12 protein-coding genes are annotated in these 13,403 nt (G+C 39.9%); all 12 read right to left on the bottom strand.

The genetic code is table 11. The annotated features are described in order from the left end of the window. Nucleotides 1-63: 63 nt before the first annotated feature. The 12 genes from AC1F2U_RS18405 to AC1F2U_RS18460 all read right to left on the bottom strand — a co-directional run bounded on the left by AC1F2U_RS18405 (nt 64) and on the right by AC1F2U_RS18460 (nt 12,652). The gene (locus tag AC1F2U_RS18405; RefSeq protein ID WP_480262408.1) at nt 64-321 is read right to left on the bottom strand and encodes a hypothetical protein; all 258 of its coding nucleotides are present in this window, start codon (nt 319-321) and stop codon (nt 64-66) included. Between the two features lie 63 nt (nt 322-384). Then, nucleotides 385-624 (bottom strand): hypothetical protein, encoded by a 240-nt coding sequence (locus tag AC1F2U_RS18410; RefSeq protein ID WP_322717398.1) that lies wholly within the window; start codon nt 622-624, stop codon nt 385-387. A 419-nt stretch (nt 625-1,043) separates the two neighbouring features. Then, nucleotides 1,044-1,616, bottom strand: coding sequence for a hypothetical protein (locus AC1F2U_RS18415; protein ID WP_480262409.1), 573 nt, complete (start codon nt 1,614-1,616; stop codon nt 1,044-1,046). A gap of 37 nt (nt 1,617-1,653) precedes the next feature. Continuing rightward, complete coding sequence (locus AC1F2U_RS18420) at nt 1,654-3,276, bottom strand: TrbI/VirB10 family protein (RefSeq protein WP_480262410.1); 1,623 nt, start codon at nt 3,274-3,276, stop codon at nt 1,654-1,656. Between the two features lie 8 nt (nt 3,277-3,284). Beyond that, entirely contained in the window at nt 3,285-3,977 is a 693-nt protein-coding gene (locus AC1F2U_RS18425) for a hypothetical protein (RefSeq protein WP_480262411.1), read from the bottom strand. A 46-nt stretch (nt 3,978-4,023) separates the two neighbouring features. After that, nucleotides 4,024-4,845: a hypothetical protein gene (locus AC1F2U_RS18430; RefSeq protein ID WP_480262412.1), complete on the bottom strand. Its 822-nt coding sequence runs from the start codon at nt 4,843-4,845 to the stop codon at nt 4,024-4,026. Between the two features lie 92 nt (nt 4,846-4,937). Then, complete coding sequence (locus AC1F2U_RS18435) at nt 4,938-5,987, bottom strand: hypothetical protein (protein ID WP_480262413.1); 1,050 nt, start codon at nt 5,985-5,987, stop codon at nt 4,938-4,940. A gap of 100 nt (nt 5,988-6,087) precedes the next feature. Continuing rightward, nucleotides 6,088-6,936, bottom strand: coding sequence for a hypothetical protein (locus AC1F2U_RS18440; RefSeq protein WP_480262414.1), 849 nt, complete (start codon nt 6,934-6,936; stop codon nt 6,088-6,090). Nucleotides 6,937-7,199: 263 nt separating this feature from the next. Further along, complete coding sequence (locus AC1F2U_RS18445) at nt 7,200-9,947, bottom strand: hypothetical protein (RefSeq protein WP_480262415.1); 2,748 nt, start codon at nt 9,945-9,947, stop codon at nt 7,200-7,202. After that, a complete protein-coding gene (locus AC1F2U_RS18450; RefSeq protein ID WP_265276060.1) occupies nt 9,901-10,272 on the bottom strand; it encodes a hypothetical protein in 372 nt (123 codons plus the stop codon). Before AC1F2U_RS18450 ends, AC1F2U_RS18445 begins: the two co-directional genes overlap by 47 nt. 14 nt (nt 10,273-10,286) lie before the next feature. Beyond that, complete coding sequence (locus tag AC1F2U_RS18455; RefSeq protein ID WP_480262416.1) at nt 10,287-10,898, bottom strand: hypothetical protein; 612 nt, start codon at nt 10,896-10,898, stop codon at nt 10,287-10,289. A gap of 563 nt (nt 10,899-11,461) precedes the next feature. Then, nucleotides 11,462-12,652: a choice-of-anchor tandem repeat GloVer-containing protein gene (locus AC1F2U_RS18460; protein WP_480262417.1), complete on the bottom strand. Its 1,191-nt coding sequence runs from the start codon at nt 12,650-12,652 to the stop codon at nt 11,462-11,464. Nucleotides 12,653-13,403: the final 751 nt, after the last annotated feature.

The raw sequence follows: 13,403 nt of genomic DNA on the forward strand, positions 1-13,403 counted from the left end.
CAAACTCAAAACTCTTCTCTCAGAAGGAGCTTCTTCCAGAATTACTGTATTGATCTTTTAGGCTTACGAACGAACATTGCCTTTAATTAAACGGTGGAAAAGGCGGCAAGGCCACAAAAAAGCTCCACAAATGCTGACTGAGGCGATAGCGGCCAGAACTCGCCAACTTGAACTAGATCCAGTGTCAGACTCTGAAGGATGAGCTTGTGTGTTTTTAGCTAGTTCTGGCATTGAATGAGATAGCTGACTGGCTGCACTCACCCCTTCAATCGCTGCTCCAATTAGATAAGCTACTAGGGCAATTACTAGCCAGTTATTCATAATATTCCACTGTTTCAACTCTGAGCGTATGCTTGGCAGCGAGCAATAATTTGATTTTTCGGACTAATGATTGCCGCCTTGCCCTAAAGATAAACGACCTTCCGCCGTATCACGAATTAGGGGCAGTTTAGATTTTATGTAAGTATTGAGCGTGCTATCTGCCTGGGCATCAAGCCCCTGCTTCGCTTTTAACTGCTGGAGAAGCAATTGTACTAAAGCAGCATCGTCAAACTGGAGCAGGGTGTTGACCTGGGTAGACTCGATTACAGCCCAAAGCTGTTGCATCATTTTCGCTGTCACCATGAGTCTGTAACCTCTTAAGCTTTTCTTTATATTTACACGGATTTGGAATTTGTGGTTAGTTTTTGTCTGAAGATTTATAAAGATGTAGGCGTAAAAATGCCTGAGTCAGTTAAATCTGTTAAGTTATAGAGTTTTTCAATTGATTGAACTAGAAGACTGCTCAGACCAATTTGAAAAATGATTGCGACAGAGGCAATTTCCAATCTAAAATTCAAAATCTAAAATGGTATCAGACGTTATCTTAACGGTGCTATATAAAGAAATAAAACTGTCCAAAGACTTAAATCTTCCCTAACCGTTTTTTCGGAGGAGGGAATTACAGTAGGGCTTTCGATTGGCCACAATGCAGATATACGTAGGTATTAATGCTTTTTTTCGAGGGGAAACTTCTGTGGCTATCAGGTAATTTTGCTAGAACTTTATTGTAAAACTTTCGCACAAGCTCCTTCCTGACCAGAAGGATCGGGAAAAACTGCTAAGGTGTGATATTCAGGATTATCTGTTTTATATATCACTTTAAAAGTATACAATTTGTTTTTACCTTGCGCTTCGGTAACAACTGTTAAAAGTGTATTGCTAGTGGGAGGAAGTCCAGGAATGTCGAGTTTTTGAATTCGTCTGAGTTGAATTACATTGGCTGCGGAGTTTTTACAATCTCCTGAATTACTATTAGCTTCTTGACCAAACTGCATACATACTGGCCCATCAAAATCCATAGTTACTTGTGATGGGTCATTTAACCAAACTTTTTTAATTACTTCTCCAGCTGGGATAAAACTTAAGTTTGTTCCTTGTTGATACCAAACGTCGACCGTAGGTACTAGTCCCCCTAAACCTTGTGCTTGACAGGAAAATATGGAACGCAGAACGGCGTTATTAGCTACAGCACGACCTACCAACCAGAACATAGCAACCGAGAAAGTTAAGGAAGCTATAGGTAGGAAATAAGAACGTTTTGGATTATTTCCTGACAAGTTAATATTTTTTTTCATGGTTGCAAATATCTAAAATTGCTATAAATATTACCCCTTAAAATTGTGTTGGTTGATTAACGTATATTTCAATATTTGTGCCTGCTGGCAAAAACCAAATACCACCTTGTTGAGACATTTGGGCGATCGCCTGTTGATTACGTTGGGCAATTTGGGGTACTACAGAGTTCATACCACCTTCCAGAACCCCCGCTGCCAGATTGCGTCTGTTCTTAGTGACCAAAATAGGATATGCACTGGTGACGTTGTTACCGTTAGAAGTGCCGTCGGAGTTAGTGGGGTTAACTGTTGGATATTGGTATTCACTATCACTCCGATTTACTAGCTCTGCTGCTTTAGCAATACCTCCCAAAACAAATAGTCCTGCATCCATCGAGGCTATAGACGAACTTTGACCGGGAAATTTATTTGCGATTAAAGGCTTACCTTGGGTACCGCGAAGAATAATTGCATTGTTGGGTAAGCTTTGTTCTGTGGGGTTGCCATTATTTTGCGAGATAACCTTGACTACGTTCATCTGCAAAAGACCTTGTTCGGAAAGCGAACCAATTTCAGCTAGGAATTCGGTGTTTGCGGGTAGAGCGATCGCACCATCGGTAGATTTTAGTGCTTCTTTCAATCGGATTACAAATACGTTTTTCGCTTCTTCTGCATCTCCACCACCGCCTGACTTATTACTAGTTTCTCCAAATATTGCTGTCGCCAACACAGCTTTAGCACTACTCCCAACTGCTACAGATTTCTGTCCCTGCGGTTGGGCTTGACTGACCGCAGGATTGTCCTGTTGTGGGGTTTGTGAGGTTTGTTCGGGATTGGAGTCGGGATTGGGATTTGTTGCCTCTTGCTGCGGCTGCGCATTGGTTGCAGGTTCCAAAGTAGCTATATTACTAGTAGGTTGATTGCTCGGATTGACTTGACCATAGCTACCCAACTTTGCTAACCTTGCCCACTCTTCAAATGGGCTTGGGGGAGTTGGTGGAGTTACATTAACTACTGGTTGAGTGGGGTTCACAACTGGTGGCTGGGGCGATCGCGAAGGTTGATAAGCAGGTACTCTAATGATGCGCTCAACTGTCACTGTCCGAGGGACATAAGCTGTTGGTGGGGGTGTTGGGATCGCTTTTTGTCTAACTGACGGTTGTTGTAAGGCTACTGTCGGCGTTGATTTGGCAATTCTCAGCTGTTGTTGGGCAGCTCTCACCATCTGTGCTTGTTCAGTCAGAGCTAATTTCGTTTTGAGAGTATCTACTTGGGCTTCCATCTGTTGAGATATGGATTCATCAGTAGGCTGCTCTTGCACTGGTGGAGAAACAATAGTTTTTGGCTTTTGATTGCTGCCACCGAACAACTGAGACAAAAACACACCACCCACCAAAACGATCCCTAAGGTAGCAGCCCCTACCAAGCCTAACTTGGCAAAGGGATTAGATGAGAGTGCTTGCTTAGTCTGAACATCTTGTGGTTGAGAAAGAGGCTCTGGCGGTGTTGCAGAGTCTTTTGATCCTTCGGTGTCACTAGAAGAAGATTCTTCTTCAAAGCCGACCAACCTTGACATCCGCGATTCCCAATCTACAGATTCTACTTCTGGTTGGCGATCGTCGGTAGTTAGAGCAAATCCATTTTGGGGAGGCGTTTGGGCAGGAATTGAGTATCGGGTCATGGTAGAGCCTAGTTTGGATTTCCAGAACAATTATTATCTTTAATTTCACATATATTATAAATTTCTAATCTGGCTTCTCCAAGGCGGTAAGCTGCAAACTGCGACAGTAGTGCTGCATTTGGTAGTGAAGTTACAGGTTGATCTATTGCTCTAACTAAAATTTGTTTATTAAAGGAAACTGATTTCCCTAATTTATCATAACTGTTAAAAATTAATTGATTGGCAAGTATCTCTACTTTCCACTTCCCATTACTTATTGCTTTCGGTTGAGAAACTTTTTGGATTACTAAGACATTCTCCGCTCCTCTATTAACATTTTCAAATTGGCTATCTGGATTTAAATTAGTAATTTCTAACTTAAGTTTTTCTTTAAAATCATCAGCTACCAATTGGGAGGTAATTTCCCAGATTTGTGTTGGTGGCTGTTGTTGTGACCAGGTAAGCATTAAACTCATAGTTTCACCCACAAAGCGCCGAATTGTCTCTGGTTGCCGCTCTAAATTGGGTTGGGGGTCTACCGTTATAGCATGACCATCAACAAGTTGCACTAAACTTTGAGGTGTGAGTTGTCGACCTAACTGTTGTAACATAGACCCATGAAATATTAGTAACAGCAAGGTAAATAGATGTAAACCAAATGTTCCTACTGCCAACAGGGGTAAGGGGCTATTTTTCTTATTTTCTGGTTTGAGTAATTGCATTAATAATTGATCGCATAAATTGAATTATCTTCAGGTAAGAAATTGATTATCTGATAAAACTATCAGATGTTTGTCCAGTTCCGCATTGTTTTGGTTTATCTGCGTTCGGGTTGTAGTCATCTAGCAAACATAAGTTACGAATTTCATAAATTTCTAGTCTATCAGCGCGGACACTATAAATTGCTTTTTGCAGGTCGGTGCTATTGTCAGCTTGGGGATTAGCGAAATAATCTGCTGCACGTACAAGGAAATCTTTATTAAAAGGAGTTATAAGTTTTGCACCACCAACTCGATTTCTTTGAACTAAGTCGGCTACCATACCCACTTGCCACTTCCCTGGTGCAATTTGTTTTGGTGGATAAACTCTCTTAATTACTAGTTGTGAAATCATCGCTTGGTTGAGATTTTCCGAGAAAACTTCTGGCGGTGTCATTTCTGCAACTGTGCTTAAGAAACCTTTGCGAAAATCTTCTGATAAGGCAAAACTAGCTACCCAACTGCTGGTAGTAATTTTTTGGCTACCGCCTTGAGGCGTGTTAATCAGTATTCCTAAATCTGATTTTGGGGTTGCGACTTCTTCAATAGTTTGTGGTGGTAAGGTTCCAGACCAGCTAAACATTGATATCATCGTTTTGCTAATAAATTGACGAATTGCTTCTGGTTCTCTTGCTAAATCATCAATATTAGCTACTGGTTTGCCATTGATTAATTGTACAAAGTTGGGAGGTTTTCTCAAACTGAGTTGGCGAATATTTAGCCCTTGTAATAAAAATAAAAATAGAACTAATACATGTAAACTGAAGGTTGCGATCGCAAAAAATGTCAAAACACTTCCCGTTCTTTGTCTTTTTTCTAGTAAACGCACCATTTCTTCACCTCCTCCTGCAAAAACTTCAGCTATTATATATGATGTTTTGCATATACTTACTACTTACAACACTTGCAAAAATTTTATCTTTTCTATATCCTCTCTTTTACCAAAGAAGCCGTACTGTTAATGGCGCTGAAGACTGCAAAACCACCAGCAGCAGCCACAACTAAAGATAAAATTGGTGCTAAAATTCCCAGAAAAATTATGAACCACATTAAATCTGGATCGACATTAGCATTTTGACCTGGGCCATTGACAATCACTGCGGCAGTTAGCACAGCAATAATATTGAATGAAATTTTGGCGATTCCAATAGATAGAAATCCAGTCAGCCATGCAAAAATGGGTTTGCCAGCTACAGGTAGTAAAGATCCACCTACTGCTATTGGCCCTAAAGCTGCTATTAACAACATAGTAGCTTCTATCAAATTCTGGAAGGCATATTGTAAGGAAACTAAAAAGTTTTTGATGCTCGTTTGGACTGTAGAACCTAACAGAGAATTAAAAGAGGTTTCTGATACAATGCCAGTACCATATCTGATATTATCTACCTTAGTTTGTAGTCTATTGATCCAGCTTTTATTTCCATAAGTCTCTCTATATTTCTGCCAGAGAACATTAACTTTTTCAGCAGCTTTCACAAAACATTGACTTTGTTGTTCGCCAGTTAAAGATTGACAAGGACGTAGTAAAGAACCAGCTACTTCTTCAGCAACACTCATATTCAGTGCTTGCTGGTATATGTTATCTGCATCAGCTGAAACCACTACTTGCTGATTCACACTGTTTAAAAAATTCCGCACTCCCAGCGTCAGATTAGACAGTATACTTCCATTGCCTGAATTACTTAAAAGTACTACCACAATAAAAGGCCAAATTAAAGCTGATATGGGACGCGTGTATTCGTAGGATATTAAGTCTTTGAGGAATTGTATCATAAAAAATAACAGGGTTCCTACAGCAAAAAAAATACCCAGATTTGTCAGCGCTCCATACAAGTTATCACTGGTGTTATTTTGTAATAAATCCAGCCATTGTTTGTCCCAGCCATCGGCAATGCTTTGGGAAGTTGCGGCACCATTATCGAGAATTTGATCGATGCCTACTTGGGCAAAAACTAGTTTAATAGCAAGTTGCATTTTGAGTCTATGGGCTGTTTTTTTAGATTTCCTGTAGATTTATCAGGAGTTAAAAGATTTTAAAAGTTGTCTATAAGTTTAGAATTGTTTGATCAAAATCCTACTTATTAACTTTTCTGCCATTTCTGCCAAACAAATCTAGTTGAGAAGTCGCTCGTAAAAGTCGCGACGCTTCTGTAGATGTTTCTACTCTGCGAGCGCGATTCGCCTCTTCCGCCTGCTGAGAAATGTTTGCCAAATTTAAATTAGAGTATTGCAAAGACTGATTTGTTTGTAATGTCTGAGCAAATGTTTCAGCTACGATTTTTACTTGCTCCTTTTGGATTTTCAGGGTTTCGTGGTTAGCAGTTAGCAATGCTGCTATACCCTGACTAAGTAATACATCTGCGGCTGTTATTATTATGTTGTCACTAGTTTTGCCGGGGGTAAGGTTGTCAGCCTTGTTAGCAATGTCTGTAATTTTGGTATCTAAATCATTATTATCTACATCTGCAACACTCTCAATAGCTGTTTGAATATTTTCTAACTTCGCTTTTGTCCTATCTTGTCCAATTTTACCGAGAACACCTACCGCTATTCCACGGGTAATTACACGGTTGAGTTCATTACTAACTAAATTTGCCCACACTGCTGAATTATTCTCAAAGCGGTTTGATTTAGGGTTGTAAGGATAGGAGGGGTTAATCAATTGAACACGAATCTGTTTTCCCGCAGCGATAGGGTTAGGTATATTTAATTCTCGATTATTTTCAGTATCAATAGCCAATTTACTCTCTGATTCTAGAGGCTTTAAGGTGTCGCTCAAATTATATTGAAAGTATTTTTGCATCTCTCCGGAATATGCTTGAAAATCAGTCCAAACCTGTCCTAATTCGGTGCTAACTTGTGCGATCGCTGGTAATATTGCCAGGGATAGCAAGGTAAAAGTAAAAAGGGTAGTTTTTCGCATATATCTGTGCCTGAAAAAGGTAGACTACATTATATAGTGAGGTAAAAATTTAGCTTTTAAACCGTGCCAATTTTTGATTTTGGATAATAGAATTAGTTTTTCGGTTCAACCCTCGACGCTATTCTAAAATCTAAAATCTCTAAGCTGCAACCCAAGAATGGGTGCAGTAAATCTAAAAGACGTTGTAACTTGCTAATACTACACTATCAGAAATCTAAAATTCAAACTTGTTTGATTCACCATTAACTATTTACATAATTCAATTAACTACTACGTAGGTTCGCCACTAACTGACGTGCAAAGGCAGAAATTGCTTCATATTTATCGCTGTGAAGTTGCATCATTTGGCTACGTGCAGTTTGTTCATAAGGGTTATTAGCAACTGCTGCCAATTGTTCGTAACCTGGATAGTAACGGCAGAATGTATAAATACCGTTATCATCTAATAACCATTGGCTATAAACGCCTTCTTTGCGGGGAAAAAAGCTTTCTGAGGCATTACGAGAAATAACTTGGCGGGGATATTTCAAGATGTCTGCAAAACTATCTACTGCAACTGGCTGAATGCGTCCAATCAACCGTGTTGTCAGGTTTTGCAATATTTTTGATGCAGCTTTAGATTTAGCAATAGTGTCAGGATCTTGTCCTGATAAGATGACTCTGATACCGGCTTTAGCACCGTTCGCACAAATTCTACCAACTAAATCAGAAATTTGCTCGAACTCAAACAAAATTGGTGCTTCGTCGATAAAGAATATGGAAGCTGGACTACCTAATGCGCGTCGGAGTGCGGCTGAATAAGCACTCAAGGAGAGTACGGCTGCATCTTCACTATCTGATAGGTTTCTGAGAGCAAAAACTAAAAGTTGTGCATCGGTAGGAAAGCTGGATGGTGCAGAAATGGCTTGTCCCACGCGGCTAGAAAGCCAAAAGCGTAAGCGCAACTGAATTTGACTCAGAGCGTCTTCGACTCTGCCAGTTAAAGAACTTAGCTGCAAGTGTTCTGGTGAGCAGAAAAACAGAAAATCCTTTAAAGTGGGGGTTTTCTGCCAAGCAAGAGTACCAAATCCTCCCTCCATCGCCTGTCGATATCGCTCTTTGATGCCCTCATCTCTAAAGAAGGCTTCTAAAGCCAAGTTGAGCAGCGATCGCACGGTTTGCGATAAAATTTGACTTTCAGTGGACGATCCTAAAACCATTGTCATTAACGCTGATTCCAGGAAGGCAGTATAATCGTTAAAGCGATCGCGCTGTTGTTCTGCTTCTAGCGATCGTAAATCTGGCTGTTCAAATAAGTTATTCGATTGTTTGGAAATATCAAAATAGGCTCCATTCCCCTCCATAAACTCTGTGTAGTCAGTGAAAGTAGATGTCCCATCAGGTTTGGGGAAATCTAACGCCACAACTGGAATCCCATGCGCTAAAGCCTGAGTTAAAATCCCTGACACCAACACCGATTTACCAGCACGAGTTGTCGCAAACAAAGCTAAATTTTTGTGCTGATTAAATAAATCTAAATGTATGGGTGTTCCGCCTTCTTCAGCAATCAACTCAAAGCCTTGTTTGTCACCTTTTTTGGTTAAAACTAGAGGCATTAATCCCGGAACTTCGCTTGTTAAATATAGCTGACGACGGTTGAAGGGTGTTGCTAATAAACCCTCCCAAACTATTGGTAGAGTTTGCAGCCAAATTTTCCAGGCATATTCAGTTTCCCTAATTACTCTGGCTGGACGTTGAAAACAATTTTCAATATATCTTGTCGCCTCATCTAATTTTTCTAAAGTTGGACGATGTACTAAAATAGCGACACTCGTATAAATCGGGACTGCACCTTCAAATAACTGCTCTTGCGCTGCTACCGACTTCTTCAACTTTAATTGAGCATTGACATCAATAGTTTTACTTTTTTCTTGAGCCATGATTGTTGTCATGTTTGACTGCTTCAGCACTCGTTGCAGAGTAGTTTTTACCAATGCTGGATTTGCAGCAGTCAACTCACAAAAAATTTCTGTATCTACTACTGCTTCTCTGGCCAACAGTTCCCATAAATACCGCAGTTGAGACGATTTATTAACCCAACCGCCGGGTTTTTCCAGAAATGACAGTGCGCCAATATAACGATTATTAACATTAACCCAGCGGCGATCGGCACAAGGTACACTAGATTCCATCAGCAAAGTTGTGCCGTGGATATTGTCTAGAAGTAATTTAGTACTAGCTAAATCGGAATTAACTTGTTCGTGTAATCCTTCTTCATCTAAAGTCATTAACTGGGGAATAGCTATTGGCTGCGTATCATTAAACCTTTTCCAGATTTCTCCCCAAAGTTCATCAGCAGTCAAAGGTTTAACATCCAATCCCATTTTGTTAGATAAGATTTGTTCCCAGCGAAGAAAACCCTGGTTGTAAGCATTTGTAATCAGGGTTTCGATACGTTGGTTTTCTACTTCTAAAAGATCGCCTTTAAATTTCAACCACCAGGATTCAGCTTTGACTAAAAGCTTTTCTATCCAATCATCTGCATGTTGCGAGTTAGATTCAATGGTGTAAGTTACATAAATCCGCAAAAATTTAGGTTTACGAATCCCAGAAATAGTCAGTTCTTTAATTCTGGCTCTCTCCGCCATCAACAAATATTTGATGTCTCGCGATGATGCATTTTTGATTAATGTTGCTAACTCTTTTTGGCGCTCTTTGTCTGAACTAAAAGAACCCAAGTGTAGAGTCATTCTTTCACCACTAGGAATGTCTTTTAAGCCAGCTTCAATGTTATTAAAAAGTGTATCAATTTGTTCAGGTCTTAAGGTGGTATGAATTCCCTTACAATCAAAACCAAAAACAAAGCAGAACCGGTCTTTTTGAGTACCTTTTGTCAACAGGTAAGCGCCAATATCACGTCCATTCATTGCAACACGCAGCATTGTCGCCAAGTGCAAGGCGTCTTCAAATGGTGTTAATCTACTTTCATTTCCGGCGATGCCGACGCTTTGTTTTCCGATTTTTTGCTTCATGGTTAACTTCCAGTAAGCTTTGATAACGAGCAAAGCCTCTTGTCCAAGCGGGAACGCCAATAAATTTGCTTAAAAAACTCCAACTCCTACCACCAGTTAAAATCCACCAAGTTCCTATTCCCCAACCAGTCATTAGTACTGTCCACAACCATTTTTGAAATTCTTCTTGGAAAATCCCCCCAAAAATTCCATTGATAATAAAATAGGAGGCTAAGGCAATTACCGTCCAAGGAAGAATTTGATCGGCAGGAATTGGCCCTAATGAAGGTTGACTTCCCAAAACCTGATTGACTGGACGAAATTCTTGTTCCCGCTCTTGAGACATTTGAAATAACTAAATTATTTACTGCTATCGCCAATTACAAAGCGTGTGAGTACATCAGCAATGGTAACAGCAACAACCACTAATAGGGGAGTTCTGGCGATGCTTTGCCAATCTTCATCTTTACGCACTGCATTAATCACACCAACAAGGGAGATTGCAATATAAAGTAAGTAAATTGCCCTTAACACATTGAATATCAAGCTTACTGGGGTTTCGGCAGCACCACCGTTGTTTGCTGTTAAGGTTTTTTTGAAAAACTTTTCAGCTTCCCCAAAAAACTGTGCTTGTGCGGGGGCTGCAAACCAGTCTAACCAATATAAACTCAGAACGATCGCTGCTGCTAAAATTTGTAATAATATTAGCGATCGCCTTGGTAAATTCACTTGCTGCCCAATTTGCTGGGTGATGACTGCAATTAAACTACCAACAAGTAAACAAAAGAGCAAGATAGGACTTTTGAGGCTGATAACGCTAACCAATACAGCACAAGCAATCAAAAAAGGTACAGATTCAAGCAGAATACTCAGACAGGATTTAAATGCCCGTCTTAACTTGTGAGATTCTTTCGCCGCACTAACAGTTAAAGCTTTGAAAAAGTTTCTCTCGTGAGAACTTTGTCTAAACATTTGCTAATTTTCCTATGGTGTACTATAACTAATCCTTGTATCAAATTTTACAGCTACTACAATTTAACATGCTTTAACATCATTTCATTATTAATCAAATTATAAACCTGTAGTAAAGTTCTATATTCTACATCAGTATTCTGAAGTTAAGTTAACATGATATTAAGATTTATCTAAAACGAAATTTCTCTGATTTGAGAAGCTGGATTGCAAATATCGAGATTAAACTGGTAGATTCCTCTCGACTTTGAGAATTTTCTCAATTTTCTGATAGAGATAGCTTCGACCGACCAACTTCAAAGCCTTGACTTTTTCTATCTCACAGGTATCTGAGCAAACTGCTATAAATATTTTAGACTTGTATGTACAGCGTAGGCTTGCTTTTAGTGCAGACTAAGGGTAATTTTGGCTCTTTAGGGTTCTTCGGAGCGAACATGATATGAAACACTATTGAGTCACCGAAATTCAAATACCTGTCTTGAAAGGTTTAGATCGATTGTAGAAAAATGGTAGACGTTCAAATGTACGTTTTACCATTTTCTACACACCGATTAGATTTGGAACTAGATTACAAACTTAAACACAGTTCCTAAATTAGAACTACCGCCAAAAGAGGCAGTACCGTAAAAGGCACCATTTGAGAGTTGAATTAGCGTGGACTCTGGCGTTGCTCCATTAGTGCCATTAAAACTAACTAAACCAGTGATGGTTGCTTCAGTGAGCTGATAAATAACTCCTTTGTTACTTGCCCCACCAGCAGAAGCTGTGCCATAGAAGTTACCATTGCTTGCTTTTATAAGTGCAGCCGTTGGGTTGGCCCCATTGGTGCCATTAAAACTGGCAACTAAAACGGGTGTACCGCCACCGACTGGAACCTTGAAGATAGCTCCTTTATTGCTGGCTCCACCCAGTTTAGCGGTGCCGTAGAGGAATCCACTAGATTCAATTAATCCAGACTGCGGATTTGCCCCATTGGCGCCACTAAAGCTATATGAAGTCAGTATTCCTGCGGGAGTTAACTTGAATACAACTCCTTTAGCACTTGCTCCACCAGCAGAGGCGCTGCCGTAGTAGTTTCCATCGGCAGCCAGTTGCAATCTTGCTAATGGGGTTGCTCCATCAGTACCGCTGAAGCTTCTGATGGTGGTGAGTGCCCCGGTAGTGGGCGAAACCTTGAATATAGTTCCTTTATTATTGGCTCCACCTGTAGAGCTTGTCCCCCACAAATTGCCATCAGTACCTGTAATTAGTCGGCCTGCTGGGTTAGCCCCATTAGCGCCTGTGAAATTTGTAAGAGTTGTCAGGGTTGTAAAAGCCGTTTTCGCCAACTTAAACACACTGCCGAGGTCACTTGTACCACCTGTAAAGGTTGCCCCATATAAATTGCCATCAGCTGCTTGAAATAATCTAGCAACTGGATTAGTCCCTTTGTTGATTCCAGAAGTTCCGGTGAAGTTTATCAGTGTAGTCAGAGTAGTGAAAGCAGTAGGAGTTAACTTGAATGCAGTTCCTTTGCCAGAAGTGCCACCAGCAGAAGTAGTTCCATAAAGATTGCCATCAGTACCGTTGCCTTTAAGTACACCAGCTCTTGGTGTAGCTCCGTTGGTGCCGTTGAAATTTACAACAGTAGTCAATGTTGCAGCAAAGGCTTGTTGGAAGGGTAGTACTAATGAAGAAGCCAAAACAGTCAAAGAAGTAAAAATCAATACCTTATTTTTGGTCTGGTGTTGTTTGTACAGATTAATCTTGTTCATTGAATACCTCAAAAAAGTTTAGTAGAGACGAAATCGTAGCTAGTTCTAACGGATTTTGCGATCGCTGCTACTCATGGCTAATACCAATCTGAAAAATGATTGCTACACATCTAGGCTTGAAAACCACAGATTTAGAAGGGTTTTCCAACTTTTGTGCGTTTATACATGTCTTTGAACCACACCTGTCGTAGGGCGCAAGGCATTGCGCCCCTACTACGCCCAGCGTCTCCTTTGATTCAAAGGGAGAAGCGAGTGGCGTTTGAAGGACGAAATCCAAGATCCGAACATCTTGTATGTGTTGGTTTTTACTCCTTAACCTAAGAGATATTGCTACGCATTAACCTATATGTTGAGCGCATTTTTATCTAAGATTGGTATAATTTGTTAGCTTAAACACTAGTAAAAAAAGGACTGAAATGTTGGTATAGCCCTATTTGAGAAGGACTCAGAAAGCCTGTTTTTACCTACACCACAAAAACCGTACTAGCAGTGAGTCAATAACGTGAATGGCACGATTAATGATTTCGTTAGGTAGCATAAACCACTATTTATTTTTTTTGATGTCGTGAAAAACACAAAAAACGGTGAAAAATCCACAGTTTTGACATAAATAGTCACAAACTATAGATTTAAATTAATTTTTAATAGTGTGCAGTTTGTCAAGTAATTAGTAAAGTCTATTAAATACTGATTAAAACCTCTAAAAAAATCTTAATAAGCAAAACGACATATTAAGTGAAAGCTTCTAATT

The organism is Nostoc sp. LEGE 12454 (genome assembly GCF_056620565.1).